Annotated in this window: 15 protein-coding genes; 7 read left to right on the forward strand and 8 right to left on the reverse strand. The window is 70.0% G+C overall.

What is annotated here, in order from left to right; translation table 11 throughout:
• Positions 1-42 precede the first annotated feature (42 nt).
• The 5 genes from HZ992_RS23940 to ubiM all read left to right on the forward strand — a co-directional run bounded on the left by HZ992_RS23940 (position 43) and on the right by ubiM (position 7,467).
• Positions 43-2,013, forward strand: coding sequence for a TonB-dependent receptor plug domain-containing protein (locus HZ992_RS23940; RefSeq protein ID WP_209384336.1), 1,971 nt, complete (start codon positions 43-45; stop codon positions 2,011-2,013).
• Positions 2,014-2,015: 2 nt separating this feature from the next.
• A complete protein-coding gene (locus tag HZ992_RS23945; RefSeq protein WP_209384337.1) occupies positions 2,016-2,558 on the forward strand; it encodes a YfiR family protein in 543 nt (180 codons plus the stop codon).
• Positions 2,559-2,587: 29 nt separating this feature from the next.
• Positions 2,588-4,909, forward strand: a complete 2,322-nt coding sequence (locus HZ992_RS23950; RefSeq protein WP_209384338.1) for an ATP-binding protein — start codon at positions 2,588-2,590, stop codon at positions 4,907-4,909.
• A 38-nt stretch (positions 4,910-4,947) separates the two neighbouring features.
• Positions 4,948-6,075, forward strand: coding sequence for a tRNA guanosine(34) transglycosylase Tgt (gene tgt / locus HZ992_RS23955; protein WP_209384339.1), 1,128 nt, complete (start codon positions 4,948-4,950; stop codon positions 6,073-6,075).
• 84 nt (positions 6,076-6,159) lie between these two features.
• The gene (ubiM, locus tag HZ992_RS23960; RefSeq protein WP_209384340.1) at positions 6,160-7,467 is read left to right on the forward strand and encodes a 5-demethoxyubiquinol-8 5-hydroxylase UbiM; all 1,308 of its coding nucleotides are present in this window, start codon (positions 6,160-6,162) and stop codon (positions 7,465-7,467) included.
• A 1-nt stretch (position 7,468) separates the two neighbouring features.
• On the opposite strand, the gene HZ992_RS23965 is transcribed toward ubiM, so the two are convergent.
• The 5 genes from HZ992_RS23965 to HZ992_RS23985 are packed head-to-tail and all read right to left on the reverse strand — an operon-like array spanning position 7,469 to position 11,726.
• On the reverse strand, positions 7,469-8,146 hold the full coding sequence (locus HZ992_RS23965; protein ID WP_209384341.1) for a CAAX prenyl protease-related protein: 678 nt from the start codon (positions 8,144-8,146) through the stop codon (positions 7,469-7,471).
• 7 nt (positions 8,147-8,153) lie between these two features.
• A complete protein-coding gene (locus HZ992_RS23970) occupies positions 8,154-10,130 on the reverse strand; it encodes an MFS transporter (protein WP_209384342.1) in 1,977 nt (658 codons plus the stop codon).
• A complete protein-coding gene (locus HZ992_RS23975; protein WP_209384343.1) occupies positions 10,082-10,855 on the reverse strand; it encodes a DUF2145 domain-containing protein in 774 nt (257 codons plus the stop codon). Before HZ992_RS23975 ends, HZ992_RS23970 begins: the two co-directional genes overlap by 49 nt.
• Positions 10,852-11,271 carry a hypothetical protein gene (locus HZ992_RS23980; protein WP_209384344.1) on the reverse strand — a complete coding sequence of 140 codons (420 nt, stop codon included), beginning with the start codon at positions 11,269-11,271 and terminating at the stop codon, positions 10,852-10,854. Before HZ992_RS23980 ends, HZ992_RS23975 begins: the two co-directional genes overlap by 4 nt.
• A gap of 8 nt (positions 11,272-11,279) precedes the next feature.
• Positions 11,280-11,726 (reverse strand): YiaA/YiaB family inner membrane protein, encoded by a 447-nt coding sequence (locus tag HZ992_RS23985; protein ID WP_209384345.1) that lies wholly within the window; start codon positions 11,724-11,726, stop codon positions 11,280-11,282.
• Between the two features lie 133 nt (positions 11,727-11,859).
• Here HZ992_RS23985 and HZ992_RS23990 point away from each other — a divergent pair, with 133 nt between their 5' ends.
• Positions 11,860-12,609, forward strand: coding sequence for a helix-turn-helix domain-containing protein (locus HZ992_RS23990; protein ID WP_209384346.1), 750 nt, complete (start codon positions 11,860-11,862; stop codon positions 12,607-12,609).
• On the opposite strand, the gene HZ992_RS23995 is transcribed toward HZ992_RS23990, so the two are convergent.
• Together HZ992_RS23995 and HZ992_RS24000 are read right to left on the reverse strand one after the other, a co-directional pair.
• On the reverse strand, positions 12,581-13,786 hold the full coding sequence (locus HZ992_RS23995) for a CaiB/BaiF CoA transferase family protein (protein ID WP_209384347.1): 1,206 nt from the start codon (positions 13,784-13,786) through the stop codon (positions 12,581-12,583). The genes HZ992_RS23990 and HZ992_RS23995 overlap by 29 nt on opposite strands.
• A gap of 22 nt (positions 13,787-13,808) precedes the next feature.
• A complete protein-coding gene (locus HZ992_RS24000) occupies positions 13,809-14,852 on the reverse strand; it encodes a hypothetical protein (protein ID WP_209384348.1) in 1,044 nt (347 codons plus the stop codon).
• Positions 14,853-15,030: 178 nt separating this feature from the next.
• Here HZ992_RS24000 and HZ992_RS24005 point away from each other — a divergent pair, with 178 nt between their 5' ends.
• The gene (locus tag HZ992_RS24005) at positions 15,031-15,597 is read left to right on the forward strand and encodes an SRPBCC family protein (RefSeq protein WP_209384349.1); all 567 of its coding nucleotides are present in this window, start codon (positions 15,031-15,033) and stop codon (positions 15,595-15,597) included.
• A 9-nt stretch (positions 15,598-15,606) separates the two neighbouring features.
• On the opposite strand, the gene HZ992_RS24010 is transcribed toward HZ992_RS24005, so the two are convergent.
• Positions 15,607-16,449: a 23S rRNA (adenine(2030)-N(6))-methyltransferase RlmJ gene (locus HZ992_RS24010; RefSeq protein WP_209384350.1), complete on the reverse strand. Its 843-nt coding sequence runs from the start codon at positions 16,447-16,449 to the stop codon at positions 15,607-15,609.
• Positions 16,450-16,496: the final 47 nt, after the last annotated feature.

Raw genomic sequence — 16,496 nt, forward strand, 5'->3', positions numbered from 1 at the left:
CCCGAGCGCCCGCGCCCGACGGCCCCGCTCGTGCAGGGGCTGATGGTCGCGGCATTTGCCCTGCTCCTGTCGTCGCCGACTCGGGCCAACGACGCCAGCGCGGCGGCCGACGATCTGGCCGAGGTGCTGGCGCAGCCGGTGATCGGCGGATCGAGGCTGGCCGTGGCCTCCAAGTACGAGCAGGATGCCGCCGAGGCGCCGAGCATCGTCTATGTGCGCACCGGCGGCGAGATCCGTGCCCAGGGTTACCGCACGCTGGCCGAGGTGCTCGAGAGCCTGCCCGGCGTGCACCTGCGACAGGACCGCTCCTACACCTACGTCGGCGTGCGCGGCATCGAACGGCCCGGCGACTATTCGTCGCGCCTGCTGCTGCTGATCGACGGCATCCGGGCCAACGAGGCCATCTACGACTCGGCGACGGCCGGGCGCGAGTTCCCGCTCGACGTCGGGCTGATCGACCGCGTGGAGTTCATCCCCGGTCCCGGCTCGGCGCTGTATGGCTCCAACGCCGTGCTCGGCGTGGTGAACATCGTCACGCGCACCGCGTCGCAGCTGCCCGGGGCGGCGGCCACGCTGGAACTCGCGTCGGCGGCGCGCCGCAAGTTCACCGCCACCTGGGGCGGCGACCTCGGGGCGGCGCGGCTGCTGATCGGGCTGGCCAGCGAACGCAGCCGCGGCCTCGGCAGCCTGTACTTCCCGGCCTACGACAACCCCGAGAACAACAACGGCGTTGCGGTCGGACGCGACGCCGAGCGCAACGACAAGCTGTTCGCGAAGGCGCGATGGGGTGAACTGAGCCTCACGGCTGCGCTGTCCGAGCGGCTCAAGGCCGACCCGACAGGCGCCTACGGAGTCCTGTTCAATACGCGCAGCGATTCACTGGACCGCTATGCGCTGGCCGACCTGGCCTACGGGCACCGCTGGGGCGACGCGCAGGAGATCTTTGCGCGCGTGGGCGTGGCCGGCTATGGCTACCGCGGCTTCGGCATCTACGGCACGACACAGGCGCCTGTGCCGGCACAGACGCAGTCGGATTCGCGCTGGCTCTCTGGCGAGCTTCGCTACGTGTGGAGCGGCTGGCCAGGGCACCGCATCCTGCTCGGCACCGAATTCCAGGACAACTGGCACCAGCGCCTGTATTCGGCCGACCTCGCGCCGCCGCTGCAGGTCTACACCGACATCACGACGCATTCCTCGCGCCACTCGCTGTTCATCAACGACGAGTGGCAGATCACGGCGCCGCTGCGCCTGAACCTGGGCTTGCGCGGCGACCGCCAGCTCGACGGACAGTTCACGGCCACGCCGCGCGTGGCCGTGCTGTGGGCGGCCGCGCCGCAGTGGAACTTCAAGCTGCAGCGCGGCAGTGCGTTCCGCGAACCCAACATCTCCGAGACCAGCTACCAGGACAGCGGCCAGGCCACCAATCCGGCGCTCAAGGTCGAGTCGGTCCGTTCGACCGAGCTCACCGCGCTGTGGCGGCCGACGAACCGCTTCGAAGCCAGCGCCACCTGGTACCACCTCGACCTGAGCGACTCGATCAACTTCATCGACCTGCCTGACGGGCAGCAGATCTACGCCAACACGGGCAACGCGCGGGCGCGCGGGGTGGAGTTCGAGGCCACCCTGCAGTGGAGCAGCGAGCTGCGCCTGCGCGGCAGCTGGTCGCGGCAGAGCACCCGAGATCTCGACAGCAGCGCCGTGCTGAGCGACTCGCCGCGTTCTGTGAGCAAGCTGATGGTCACCCTGGCCGGCCCGTGGCAGGGCACGACGCTGGGCCTGAACCTGCTGCGTGTCGGCGAGCGACTCACCCTGGCGGGCCAGCGCCTGGATCCCTACCTGCGCCTGAACGCGCAGTTCAGCCTCGCCCCTGCCGGCGAGCGCTGGTCGGCCAGCCTCGGCCTGTACAACCTGACCGGCGCACGCTACGCCGACCCGGGGGGCCCGGAGCATCTCGAAGACTCGCTCGCGCAGGACGGCCGGCAGTTCCGCGCCCAGTTCGGCTGGAGCTTCTGAGCATGCGCGGCCGCATCTGGCATCGACTCGCGCTGGTGGCGGCGTTGGCGTGCAGCGCGCCCGGCATCGGCGTGCGCGCGCAGGCGCCCAGCAATGAAGCGGAGGCGAAGGCCCGCTTTACGCTGACGCTGGCCCGCTTCATCCAGTGGCCGGCCGCCGCCTTTCCTTCCGACGGCGCGCCGCTGCGCCTGTGCGTGCTGCACAACAGCCCGGCCGTGGCCGCCGCCTTCGGCAGCCAGCAGGGCGCCGTCGTCGCAGGCCACCCGCTGAACGTGAACAGCGGCGCCATCACCCGATCGTCCTGCGACCTGCTGTTCGTCGACAGCAGCGCAGCGCGGGCGGCTGCCGAGCCGCTGCTGGCGCCGGGCGAGCGGCCGATGCTCACGCTCGGCGCGACAGACGGATTCCTGTCGCAGGGTGGCATGGTCGAGCTGGTCAACATCAACGACACGCTGCGCTTCGACGTCAGCCTGCGGGCCCTGCGCAGCGCGCATCTCGGGCTGTCGGGCCAGGTGCTCAAGCTCGCACGGCAGGTGCGCGAATGAGACAGGCGTTGCGGCGCCATGTGGCGGCAATGTCCCTGCACCGGCGTCTGAGCGGGCTGGTGGCGTTGGCCGTCGGCCTGACGGCCTTGCTCGGCATGGTGGCCGTGATCGGTACCGGCTGGTGGCTGCAGCAGGAGCGTGCGCGCGAAGATGCCCACGAGGTGGTGTTGACGCTGTCGTATGCCCTGCAGGCCGCTCTCGCCTTCGACGACAAGCGCGGTGTAGCCGAGACTCTGGCGATCCTGCGCGCGCGGCCCGAGATTGCCGGCGCCTGGGTGTACGACGCCCAGGGTCGCCCGGTCGGGCAGTACGGCAAGACCGAAGCGCCCGCAGCGGACGAGCGCGGCGGTGGGCTCGCCAGCGGCCGCCTGACGGTAGGCCAGGACGTCACGGTGGACGGCATCAAGGTCGGCTCGCTGGTCATCACGAACGAACTGTCGCGGCTGTGGGCGGCATTGCTGCTGGCAGTCGGCGCCGTGGGGCTGGCCAGCGTGGCCGGCTTCGCCGCTACGCTGCTGGTGGCGCGACGGCTGGCCAGCGCGATCACCCGACCGGTGGCGCAGCTCGCGCTTGCGTCCAGCGCCATGGCGGCCGACCCGGCCAGCGCGCAGCACCTGGCGCCGGGCGGTGGCAAGGAGGTCGGTGCCGCGGTCGACGCCTTCAACCGCATGCTCGACGAACTCGGCGCGCGCGATGCGGCGCTGCTCGAGGCCAACCGCGCGCTCGAACAGCGCGTGGCCGATCGCACCCTGGCGCTGCAGCGCGAGAAGGAACGCGCCGAGGCTGCCTCGGTGGCCAAGACGCGTTTCCTTGCCAACATGAGCCATGAACTGCGCACGCCGCTGAATGCGGTGATCGGCGCCGCGCAGCTGCTGCAGGCGCAGGAGGAGCAGTTGCCTGGCCAGGCCCACCTGGTGGAGGTGATCCGCCAGAGCGGACTGAACCTGCTCGGCCTGATCGAGAACGTGCTCGACCTCTCGCGCATCGAGACCGGCGCGCTCGAACTCTCGCCCGAAGACTTCAACCTGCTCGACTGCATCGAGGCCGCCGTGGCAACCGCGGCGGTGCCCGCGCGCATCAAGGGGCTGGAGCTGGCCTGCATCGTCGACCCGGCGCTGCCGCTGTGGCGCCACGGCGACTCGCTGCGCCTGCGCCAGGTGCTGCTCAACCTGCTCGGCAACGCCGTCAAGTTCACGCTCGAAGGCGAGGTGGTGCTGCGCGTGCATGCCGGTGCGCGGACGCAATCGCTGCAGATCGTCGTCGCCGACACCGGGATCGGCATCGGAGAGCCCTCGCTCGAACATGTCTTCAAGCCGTTCCGGCAAGCCGACGACGCTTCCAACCGGCGCTTTGGCGGCAGCGGCCTGGGCCTGGCGATCAGCAAGCAACTGGTCGAGGCGATGGGCGGCCGCATCGACGTGAGCAGCCGGCTCGGCGAAGGATCCGCCTTCACGATCGAACTGGTCCTGCCTGCCGCACACGGGCCGGTCGCCGACTCGGCACCGCTGCGCGAAACCGTGGTCTTCCACGAGCCGCACGACGCGAGCGCGCAGGCGCTGGCGGCGCAGCTGCGCCGCCTGGGCTGCACCGCCGAGCGCTGCGCCACCCCCGCCGAGCTGCACCGCTTCATGGCCGCGCGCGCGGGCAAGGAGCCAGCGCCCTGGCTGCTGGTGACGATGGACCATGCACAGGCGGCGAGCTTTCTCGAGGCGGCCGTGGCGCTGCCGGACCCGCAGCGCGTCATCGGCATGGCGCTGGGCGAAACGCTGGCGGTCGAGGCGATGCGCCAGCGATTCCAGGTGCCGCGCAGCATCGTCAAGCCGGTGCTGCGGTCTGCGCTGGTCAGCCGGCTCGGCGCGGTGGCACGCGAGCGGATGCCCGCGTTGCCGATGCGCGCCGGCGATGCCGAGGCGGACCAGCCCCGCCACGTGCTGGTGGTGGAAGACGATCGGGTCAACCAGTCGATCGTCTGCGCCATGTTGCGCAATGCGGGTTTTCGCACCAGCACCGCGGACGACGGCACGCAGGCGCTCGCGCTGCTCGCCTGTAACGACTACGACCTCGTGCTGATGGACTGGCAGATGCCCGACATGGACGGTCTCGAAGTGACGCGCCGCCTGCGTGCGGGCGCGGCGGGCCGGCACGGCAAGGCCGTGCCGATCGTGGCGCTGACTGCCAACGCCTTCGTCGAGGACCGCTCGGCCTGCCTGGCCGCGGGCATGAACGACTTCCTGACCAAGCCGGTACTGGCCGCCAGCCTGGAGGCCACCGTGATCCGCTGGACGGCGCACGCGCGCCGCCACCGCGCCGTGCCGCCCTCGGTGTTCGGCACCCTGCACGTGGCGAACTGAGCCGGGCCGGCGCACGCGGCCGCTGCGACAATCGGCGCATGCTCCGTTTCGAACTGCTTCGCACCGAAGGCCAGGCCCGCCGCGGCCGGCTCACGCTCAACCACGGCGTCGTCGAGACGCCGGTGTTCATGCCGGTGGGCACCTACGGCACGGTCAAGGGCGTGATGCCCTCGTCGCTGGAGGCGATGGGCGCGCAGATCATCCTGGGCAACACCTTCCACCTCTGGCTGCGCCCGGGCATCGAGATCCTCACGCAGTTCGGCGGCCTGCACCGCTTCGAGGCCTGGAGCCGGCCCATCCTCACCGACAGCGGCGGCTTCCAGGTCTGGTCGCTGGGCGAGATGCGCAAGATCAGCGAGGAGGGTGTGAAGTTCGCCTCGCCAGTCAACGGCGACAAGCTCTTCCTCACCCCCGAGGTGAGCATGCAGATCCAGCGCGCGCTGAACAGCGACATCGTCATGCAGTTCGACGAGTGCACGCCCTACGAGACCAAGGGCCACATCACCACCGAGAAGGAAGCGCGCATCTCGATGGAGCTGAGCCTGCGCTGGGCGAAGCGTTGCCTCACCGAATTCGAGCGGCTGGAGAATCCGAACGCGCTGTTCGGCATCGTGCAGGGCGGCATGTTCGAGCACCTGCGCGAGGAGTCGCTGAACGCGCTGGTCGCGCTCGACCTGCCCGGCTACGCGATCGGCGGCGTCAGCGTCGGCGAGCCTAAGGAGGACATGCAGCGCATCATGGCGCACACGCCGCACCGGCTGCCCGCGAACAAGCCGCGCTACCTGATGGGCGTGGGCACGCCGGAGGACCTGGTCGAGGGCGTGGGCCGCGGCGTCGACATGTTCGACTGCGTGATGCCCACCCGCAATGCGCGCAACGGCCACCTGTTCACCCGCTTCGGCGACCTGCGCCTGCGCAACGCGCGCTACAAGACCGACGAGGCGCCGGTCGACCCTACCTGCGCCTGCCCCACCTGCACCGGCTTCAGCCGCGCCTACCTGCACCACCTCGACCGCTGCAACGAGATGCTCGGGCCGATGCTGGCCAGCGTGCACAACCTGCACTACTACGTAAACCTGATGCGCGAGGCGCGCGAGGCGCTGGACGCCGGCGCCTTCGCGGCCTTCGCGGCGAAGTTCGCCGAGGATCGCCGGCGCGGCGTGTGAATCCCGGCGCGGCTTGACGCGGGTCAGCGCCGCCGCGCACCACCGCGGTGAAGATCGTCGTCCTTTCGACGACGGCTGACCGCGATGACCTCCTCGACCGCCCCCCACGACACCGACGTGCTCATCATCGGCGCCGGCCCGAGTGGCCTCGCGCTGGCCGGCGCATTGGCCGACGCGAACCTGCGCAGCATCGTGCTCGATGCGAACAGCGCGCAGACGCTGGCCGACCCCGCACCCGACGGCCGCGATATCGCGCTGACGCACCGCGGCATCGCGATCCTGCGCCGGCTGCGCCTGTGGGAGCGCTTCCCGGCCGAGGAGGTCGCGCCGCTGCGCGAGGCCGCCGTCTACAACGGCCGTGACCCGCGGCCGCTGCACTTCGACCCCAAGGGCTCGGGCGAGGACGAACTGGGTCACCTCGTCGCCAACCATGTCATCCGCCGCGTGAGCTGGGAGGCGGTGCAAGGCCGCCCCGAGATCGAGGTCCGCCCCGCGACGCTCGTGCTCGGCCTGCGCATCGAGCCCGAGCAGGCCGTGGTGCGTTGCCGCGGCGCCGATGGCGAGGAGCACGAGTTGCGCGCGCCGCTGGTGGTGGCCGCCGACAGCCGTTTCTCGGAGGCGCGTCGCCAGGCCGGCATCGGAGCGCAGATGCGCGACTTCGGGCGCAGCGTGATCGTCGGCCGCATGGCCCACACGCTGCCGAACCATGCGGTCGCGCAGGAGTGTTTCCACGTCGGCCACACGCTGGCCGTGCTGCCGATGAACGGCGGCGTGAGCTCCATCGTCGTGACGGTGAGTTCGGACCGCGCGCTGGCCATGAAGCAGTGGCCCGATGCGCAGTACGTCGCCTGGGCGCAGGAGCAGCTCGGCGGGCGGCTCGGCACGATGACGCTGGCCGAGCCGCGGCACCTGTACCCGCTGGTGGCGGTGTATGCGCACCGGTTCGTCGCGCCGCGCGTGGCGCTGATCGGCGATGCGGCGGTGGGCATGCACCCGGTCACCGCGCATGGCTACAACTTCTGCCTCTACGGCGTCGACGTGCTCGGCTCGCTGCTCGCCGCCGCGCGCCGGGACGGCCGTGACCTCGGCAGCCTCGAGGTGCTGCAGCCCTACGAGACGGAGCACCGGCGCGAGACCTTCCCGATCTACCACGGCACGAACGCGGTGGTGGGCCTGTTCACCGACGACGGCGAGGCAGCGCGGCTGCTGCGCCAGGCGGTGATCCGCGTGGCCGACCGCCTGCCGCCGCTGAAGTCGCTGATCACGCAGCGCCTGACGCGCAGCAGCCCCACGCCCTGGCCCAAGCTGCCGCCGTTGCCGACGCCGCCTTCGCTGTCGTCGTTGACGGCGTTCTGGCGTTCCCGGTCGCCGACGCGGGCGCGCGGCGCCTGAGCTACCAGTAGCCCCAGTTGCCGGTGACGATCACCCACGCGCCGAGCAGCGTGTTGGTGACGGCATGCGCGATCACCGCCACCCACAGCTTGCCGGTGCGCACGTAGAGCCACGCGTACACGAGGCCCGCGGCGATGGCCGCCAGCCACAGCGTGTGGGCGAGCATGAAGACGAAGGTCGACAGCGCGATCGCGCGCAGCGTCACACGCTGCGGCGGCACGAGTTCGAAGCGCGGGCTGTCGATCCAGCGCATCAGGAAGGAGCGCCAGAACAGCTCCTCCATCACTGGCACGACCAGCGCCGCGCCGGCCCAGCGCAGCGCCAGCAGCGGCCAGATGAGCTCACCCTGCGCGTCGACGGGGCGGAAGCTCGCAGTCGCCTCGCCCAGGCGCATCCAGGGCTCGTCCAGGTTGATCCACAGCAGCACCACGGCCACGCCGGCGGCGACTGCCAACGCAAACTCGCGAGCGTCGGGCCAGAGCGGCCGGTAGAGCTCGCCGTAGTCGCGCCGGAAGGCGATCAGCAGCGCGCCGACCGAGACGGTCGAGAGGCCGTACAGCCAGCGTTCGTCGAAGCCCCAGGCGCCGTCGGCCGCGAAGCCGCGCAGCGCGAGCAGCAGCATGAACAGCGCGAAGGGCGCGATGCGCAGCAGCGCATGGCGGCCGAGGGAAGCGATCACAGCGCGATCACGACGCGAGCAGCGCGCCGACCCGATCGCGCAGCGCTGCAGGACTGACCTGCGCGGCAGGCACCGGCTCGCCCGCGACCAGCCCCACCGGGCTGAACAGGCCGCGGCGGAAGGGCTTGGTCATCGCCGCGCCGTCGATGCGCGAGAAGAACGAGCCCCACAGGTTCTGCAGCGCCAGCGGCACCACCGGCACCGGGTTCGACTCGAGCAGCTTCATCACGCCGCCCTTGAACTCGCCGAGCTGGCCGTCGCGCGTGATCGCGCCCTCGGGAAAGATGCACAGCAGCTGGCCGTCGTCGAGCACCTCGCGGGCGCGCGCGAAGGCACGCTCGTAGGCCTTCGGGTCTTCCTTCTGCGGCGCGATCGGCACCGCCTTGGCCAGCCGGAACAAGGTGCCCAGCACCGGCAGCTTGAAGATGCGGTGGTCCATGATGAAGACGATCGGCCGCGGGCTGGCCGCCATCAGCAGGATCGCGTCGACGAAGCTGACGTGGTTGCACACCAGGATCGCCGCACCCTGCGTCGGGATGTGCTCGTCGCCGCGCACCTGGAAGCGGTAGACCGTGCGCGTGGCCACCCAGGCGATGAAGCGCAGCAGGTACTCGGGCACGAGCAGGAAGATGTAGCCGGCCACCAGCAGGTTCAGCACGCCGGTGATCAGGAACAGCTGCGGCACCGTCACGCCGGCCTTCAGCAGCACCGCCGCCATGCCGGCGCTGGCGATCATGAACAGCGCGTTGAGGATGTTGTTGGCGGCGATGATGCGCGAGCGGTGGCTGGGCTGCGAGCGCATCTGGATCAGCGCGTACATCGGCACGCTGTACAGGCCCGCGAACAGCGCCAGCAGCGCCAAGTCGGCCATCACGCGCCAGTTCTGTCCGAGCGCGACGAACTGCGCGAGCGTCAGCGCGGTGTCGGGGTGCGCCAGGCCGCGCGAGGCGAAGTACAGATCGATCGAGAACACGCTCATGCCGAAGGCGCCGAAGGGCACGAGGCCGATCTCGACGTGGCGGCGCGAGAGGGTCTCGCACAGCAGCGAGCCGATGGCGATGCCGATCGAGAACACCACCAGTAGCAGCGAGGCCACCTGCTCATTGCCGCCGAGCACGTCTTTCGCGAAGGCCGGGAACTGCGTCAGGAACACCGCGCCGAAGAACCACATCCACGAGATGCCAAGCAGCGAGCGAAACACGACGATGCTCTCGTGTGCGAGCTTCAGGTTGCGCACCGTCTCGGTGAAGGGGTTCCAGTTGATCTTCAGCGCGGCGTCGGTGGCCGGCGCGCTCGGCACGAACTGCGCCGACAGGCGGCCGAGCACGGCCACGCCCAGGCAGCTCCAGGCGACGTAGCTCGGGCCGACCTCGGGCAGCGCGATCAGCAGGCCGCCGATCACGTTGCCCAGCAGGATGGCCACGAAGGTGCCCATCTCGACCATGCCGTTGCCGCCGGTGAGTTCGCGCTCCGACAGGTGCTGCGGCAGGTAGGCGTACTTGACCGGGCCGAACAGCGTGGAGTGCACGCCGAGCAGGAAGGTGCAGCCCAGCAGCACCGGGATGTTCTTCGACGTGAAGCCGTACAGCGCGATCCCCATGATCGCGATCTCCAGGCTCTTCACGAAGCGGATCAGCGTGGCCTTGTCGAACTTGTCGGCGAGCTGCCCGCTGGTGGCCGAAAAGAGCAGGAAGGGCAGGATGAACAGCGCCGCGATCAGCTGCACCACCAGAGCCGGCGCGAGGCCGCTGGCGTTGGCGGTGCCGAAGGTCACCATCACGGTGAAGGCGAACTTGAACAGGTTGTCGTTGCCCGCACCGAGGAACTGCGCCCAGAAGAAGGGCGCGAAGCGCCGCTGGCCGAGCAGCGCGAATTGATTCGGGTGATCGTGGGGTGTGCTCAAGCGCTCGCCTCCTGGGATTCTTGTCGTTCGATTCAGCGGATCACCTGGACGCTGCCGCCCAGGCCGCTGCGATTCAACCATGCGAACACCGAGTCGACGGTGACGGTCTCGATGCGGTCCGTGAATCGCTTCTCGTTCGGATGGTCGTCGAAGGCCACGTTCACCGCGGTGGCGCGCGCACCGAGCCGGGTGAAGGCGTTGAGGTGCAGCGTGGTCGGCTCGTAACCCTGCAACTTCAGCCAGGCCTGGGCACGATCGCGGCTCGTCGCGGCCGGGTCCTGTGTCATCGCCAGCGTCTCCAAGGCCCATTGGTTGGACTGCTGGTAACGCTGCGACCAGGGGTAGGCGACCATGCTGTAGGCCGGCGTGTTCAAGCGAGTGACGCGGCCGTTGTCGCGCAGCGCCTCGAGCAGCTTCGCCTGGACCGCCGGCGCGGGGACCACGACGCCGGCCTTGTACTCGTGCAGGTCGTCGAGGAAGAATTCGCCCAGGCCCTGCCGGTACACCGCCGCCTGCGCGCTGCCGCATTGGTTGAGCTTGTGCACCACCCGCCAGCGCGCGCCGTCGCGGTAGGCCAGGCCGAGGTGCGACCAGCCTAGGCCGTACTTCGACAGGTCCTGCCCGGCACGGGCCAGCACCACCACCTGCGCGCCGCTGGCGTCGAGCGCACGTGCGGTGTGCTCGGCCAATGTCATCGCGCGCTGCACGTTGGCGGCGTCGGGCGCCTTGTTCTCGCAGGAGCGGCCGGCCTGCGCGGCGCCGGCAGTCAGGGCCAGTGCGAGCGTGATCGCCAGGGCGGCCTTCATCGTGTCAGCCGTTCGTTGTGCAGCAGGGCGGCGCCGATCTCGTTGGGGATGAACGCGATCGCCTTGCCGGCGGCCGAGAGAACCCAGCCGGCGCTGAAGGCGGTCACCGTCACGGCGGTGCCGGCGGCCACCGACAGGCCACCGGCGGCCATGGCCGACAGCGTGACGCTGGCCCGTGCGCCATCGGAGGCGCGTTCCAGCACCCACACGGTGCCCTCGGCCGAGGCCTCGACGGCCACCACCGTGAGCATCACGCCGCCGGAGAGGATCATCACCGGCGCGGCCACCGACACGGCGATCGGCAGCGCCGACAGCATGCTGGCGTCCGAGGCGTTGGCGTGGGCACGTGCCGGGCCGTGCAGGCTGGCCGCCAGCGCGGCGGCGGCCAGCATCGAGCGAATGAAGGTCGTGTTCATGCTGTGCCTCACTGTTCGTTGGCCGGGTGGCGGGCATGGCGCAGCATCTCGGCCAAGCGCGCTTCGTGCGCGTCGCGCAGCGTCTTGGCCAGCGTGAAGACGCTGGAGATCAGGAACATCCAGCTCACGCCGAGGAAGGCCTTGTAGGTTGGGTTCACTTCCATGCGCCACAGGCCCCAGCCGGTCAGCGCCATCGCCAGCACGAAGCCGCCCCACACCACCGTGCCCCACATCGGCGTGTCGACGCGGCGAGCCTGGTTGTCGCGCACGTACTTGGCGACGGCGAAGGCAGCCGAAAGGCAGAAGCCGTAGCCCATCACCATGAAGGCGCGGTCCAGATCCTGGCCGGGCAGGTAGGCCAGGCCGATGGCGCACAGGCTGGCGGCGACGGCGAAGGAGATCCAGACCTGGGCCTTCCAGGCCTTGGTGTCGTGTTGGATCGTGGCGGTGTTCATGCAAATCCCTGTCGGGTGGTTGAAGGTGGCCCCATGTTCGGGTGTGGCGAATCGGGTATCCATCCCCCGCAGGAGGGTTGCAGGCTCGAGGGCTCCCGGTATCTCATAGCGGTACTTTTCGGGAGTTCCCAGCATGAGCACGACCCACGACCTCGTGGCCGCACTGAAAGCCGAGCTGAAAGCCGCCGGCTTGACCTACGCCGACCTCGCGCAGGAGCTCGGCATGGCCGAGTCCAGCATCAAGCGCATCTTCGCCAAGGGCGACATGCCGCTGTCTCGCATCGACGAGGTGCTGCGCGTGCTGAAGATGGACTTCGCCGACCTCGCCCGCAAGATCGCCGACGCGCAACCGCTGCGCCGCGAGCTCACGCACGAGCAGGAGGCCGCGGTGATCGCCGACCGCAAGCTGCTGCTGATGGCGATCTGCGCCTTCAGCCAGTGGACCTTCGAGCAGATCGTCGCGACCTACACCGTCACCGAGGCGGAATGCGTCAAGTACCTGGTGCAGCTCGACAAACTGGGCATCATCGAGCTGCGCCCGCTGAACCGCTACCGCCTCAAGGTGGCCAAGGGCTTCCGCTGGCGGCCGCACGGCCCGGTGATGCTGTACTTCCGCGAGCACGTCGCCGACGACTACTTCAGCGGCGGCTTCGACGGCGAAGGCGAGATGCTGATGATGGTGCACGGTCAGATCGGCAAGAGCCTGGCGGCCACCTTCGCCGAGCGCATGCAGCGCATCGGGCAGGACTTCGCGCAGCAGCACCTGGCCGACCAGAAACTCGGCCCCGACCAGAAGCGCCCCTACACGCTGGTGGTGGGCATGCGCTCCTGGCTGTTCGCGGCCTTCCGCGACCTCAAGCGGGACGCGGCGGCTTCAGCCTAGCCAACACGGCTTCGGTGTCTTCGCCGAGCGTCGGCGCACGCCGTGTGATCGCGCCCGGCGTGAGGCTGAGCTTGGGCACGATGCCCGGCACCTCGAGCGACAGGCCGTCGGCGCTGGTGATGCGCTCGATCATGCCGCGCGCGCGGTAGTGAGGGTCTTCGGCGATGTCCTTGGCGGTGTAGATGCGGCCGGCGGGGACGTTCGCCGCGTTCAAGGCCTCCAGCACCTCGACCACGCGGCGCGGCGTGGTCCACGCGCCGATGGCCGCGTCGATCTCCGCGACGCGGGCCACGCGGCCGGTGTTGCCGGCGAGCTGCGGGTCGACGGCGAGATCGGCGCGGCCGATGGCGCCCATCAGCCGCTTGAAGATCGAGTCGCCGTTGCCGGCCACCAGCACCCAGCCGTCGGCGCAGGGGTAGGCATTGCTCGGGGCGATGCCGGGCAATGCCGAGCCGGCAGGCTCACGCACGGCACCGAAGGCGCTGTACTCGGGCAGCAGGCTCTCCATGCAGTTGAAGACGGCTTCGTAGAGCGCCACGTCGATGACCTGTCCGCGCCCCTTCGGGCAGTCCGCCGACACCGTCGCATGCCGATGCTGCAGCGCCATCAGGATGCCGATCACGCCGTGCAGCGAGGCCAGCGTGTCGCCGATGCTCACGCCCACGCGCACCGGCACGCGGCCGGGCTCGGCAGTGAGGTGGCGCAGTCCGCCCATTGCCTCGGCGACGACACCGAAGCCGGGGCGATCGCGGTAGGGCCCGGTCTGCCCGTAGCCGCTGATGCGCAGCATCACGAGGCCTGGGTTGTGCTGCGACAGCGTTTCGTAGCCCAGGCCCCAGTCTTCCATCACGCCGGGCTTGAAGTTCTCCACCAGCACGTCGGCCTCGGCAATCAGGCGACGCACGATGTCGCGCGAGTCGGCGTCCTTCAGGTCGAGCGCCACGCTGAGCTTGTTGCGCGACTGCACCTGCCACCACACGCTGGTGCCGTCGTGCAGCAGCCGCCACTGGCGCAGCGGATCGCCTGCCCCCGGCGGCTCGATCTTGATGACCTCGGCGCCGAAGTCGGCGAGCGTCTTGGCGGCAAACGGGCCGGCGATCAGCTGGCCGAGCTCGACCACCTTCAGGCCGGTGAGCGGGCCTGTGCGGGGCGTGTCGGTGGGGGCGGCGGCTGGCATGCCGCCATCGTAGCGATGCAGCTCAGCGCTTGGGCAGCATCGTCGTGGCCGAGGTGGCCGCGGCCACCGGGGCGCCGCCGCGCGGGCCGGCGACGCGCGGGCCGGACAATGTCTCGACGAGCGGGCTCTTCAGCTTGACGGCCAGCGACACCACCGTCTGCGACGGGTCGTGCGGCAGGCTGCGCCAGGGTTCGGCGCCATGCGCCAGCAGGTAGACGGCCACGTCGCGCTGCAGCGTGGGGTCGGCGATGAAGGCCGGGGTGATCACGCGCGCCAGCGGCACCCAGGCGATCTGGTCGCCGTTGGCGGGCGGTGCGCGGTTGACCAGGGACGGAACCCGCTGCACCCACCAGTCGAGCGCCTCGAAGTTGCCGGCGCGCAGCGCTTCCTCGAAACCGGGGCGGAGCTTGCCGTTGTAGGCGCCCAGGCCGGCGACGGCGGTGTGGCCCTGCGCTTCCAGCGTTCGTGCCAGCTGCGAGTTCAGGTGCGTGGGGTGCAGGGCGCCGAACAGGCCGAACGGCAGCTCGCGGGCGCGCAACTGGTCCTGGGCCTGCCAGCGGTCGAGCACGCCGTCGAGCCCGGCCAGACGGGCATTTGGGCAGCTCAACGTCCGCACCGCGTCGTGGTGAATGGCGTGAGCGTCCACTTCGGCCAGCCAGCGCAAGGAATCGAGTTGTGCCGGCGTCGCGCGAGCGAAGTCCGGACAGGGGTTCGCCTGCGCCAGCGCGACCCAGGGGGCGGTGATGCAGGCTTCGGGTTTCGCGCCCTTGGCGATCAGCTCGGGCAGCATCGGCCAGAACGCAGGCTCGCGTGTGGCCAGCGTCAGCGGGCAGATGGGCAGCCCCGAAGCCGCGACATCCTTGACCGCCAGCGAACCGGCCACGTACGGGCCGCAGCGCTGCTGGAAGGCGCGCTCGACGCTGTTGAGCTTGTAGCAGGAGGTCGGGTCGCCGTCGGTGAGCTTGTCGTACACATGCATCATCACCAGCGTCGTCGTGCAGCCGCTCGTCAGGAGCGAGCCGGCCGCCAGAGCCAGGGCAGCGGTGAGTCGATGCAGGGTGTTCATGGGAGACGACAGGTGACCGAGGTTCGGTTACAGGGCACGTTGGAAGTATCAAGAAGCATGCCCTGGCCCGAGCTGACAGGTCCTGTCGGTTTTGGGTAAGAGAGTGTTGCCGGCCGGCCTTGCCCGCGCTCAAGCCCGCCGCTAGGCTGCTGGGATCACAGCCCAGATGGAGCGTGCCATGCGTACCGCCCTCGCCGTCGTGTTGTTGGTGCTTGCTTCGTTCGCCACGGCGCAGGAACGTGCGCTGAACAAGGAAGCGATCGTGCCGGCGCCGGTCGAGGCGGTGTGGCAGGCGTGGACGACGCGCGACGGCATCGTCTCGTTCTTCGCGCCGGACGCCGAAATCGAACCGCGTGTCGGGGGCGCATTCCACGTCCACATGGATCCGCTGGCGCAGCCCGGGATGAAGGGAGCCGACGAAATGCGCTTCATGGCGCTGCAGCCGCCCAGCATGCTCAGCTTCGATTGGAACGCCCCGCCCCACCTCGCGCAGGTGCGCCAGCAACGCACCTTCGTCGTCGTTCGGTTCAAGGACATCGACGGCAAGTCGACCAAGGTGACCTTGCACCACACGGGCTGGGGCGATGGCGGCGAGTGGGACCAGACCTATGCCTACTTCGACCGCGCCTGGGGCAACGTGCTGGGCAACCTGAAGAAGCGCTTCGAGAGTGGCCCGGTGGACTGGACGGACTGGATGGCGCGGCTGCGCAAGTTCCACGAGCAGCCGCCCGTGGCCAAGCCCTGAGCGGGCCGCTCAGGCCGGGCGCTGGTCAAGCAGGTAGTTCGCGCCGTCGTACTGGCCGAGCACCTCGACCAGCCAGGGCAGCACGCCGGCCAGCGTATCGTGCAACGTGTACGGCGGGTTGATGACGAACATGCCGCTGCCGGCCAGGCCGAAGCCGAGTGAATCGGGCTTGGCCACCGTGAGCCGCGCGTGCAGCCAGCCCTTCGGGGCCAGGGCCTCGAGGCGGCGAGGCAGCTCCGCGGCCTCGACCTTCTGCACCTGCGGGTACCAGATGACGTAGACGCCCTCGGCGAAGCGCAGCAACGCATCGCGCAGGCTGGCGATCACACGGCCGTAGTCGCCGTTGCCTTCGTAGCTCGGGTCCATCAGCACGACGCCGCGGCGCGTGGTGGGCGGCAGCGTGCCCTTCAGGCCGTCGAAGCCGTCGGCATGCCTGACCTCCACGCCGCGCTGCTTGCCCAGGTAGGCGTCGAGGATCCGGTGCTCGGTGGGATGCAGCTCGAACAGGCGCATCTGGTCGGTCGGTCGCAGCAGCATCTGCGCGATCGCCGGCGAGCCGGGGTATTGCTCCAGCGCGCCTTGCGGGTTGAACTGGCGCACCAGAGACACGTAGTCGGCCAGCGGCTCGGGCAGATCGTCGCGCTCCCACAGCAGCGCGATGCCGCGCTCGAACTCGCCCTTCTTCTGCGCGTAGCGGCCCTCGAGCGAATATCCGCCCGCGCCGGAGTGCGTGTCGACATAGCGGTAGGGCTTGTCCTTGCCGTTCATGTAGCGCAGCACCTGCACGAGCACGAGGTGCTTGAGCACGTCGGCGTGGTTGCCCGCATGGAAGGCGTGACGGTAGGCGAGCATGGGAGGGTCCGGGCAAGGCGTGGCTCGACACTGTATCGTCCTTGCCC

The organism is Rhizobacter sp. AJA081-3, assembly GCF_017795745.1.
Classification (GTDB): Bacteria; Pseudomonadota; Gammaproteobacteria; order Burkholderiales; family Burkholderiaceae_C; genus Piscinibacter.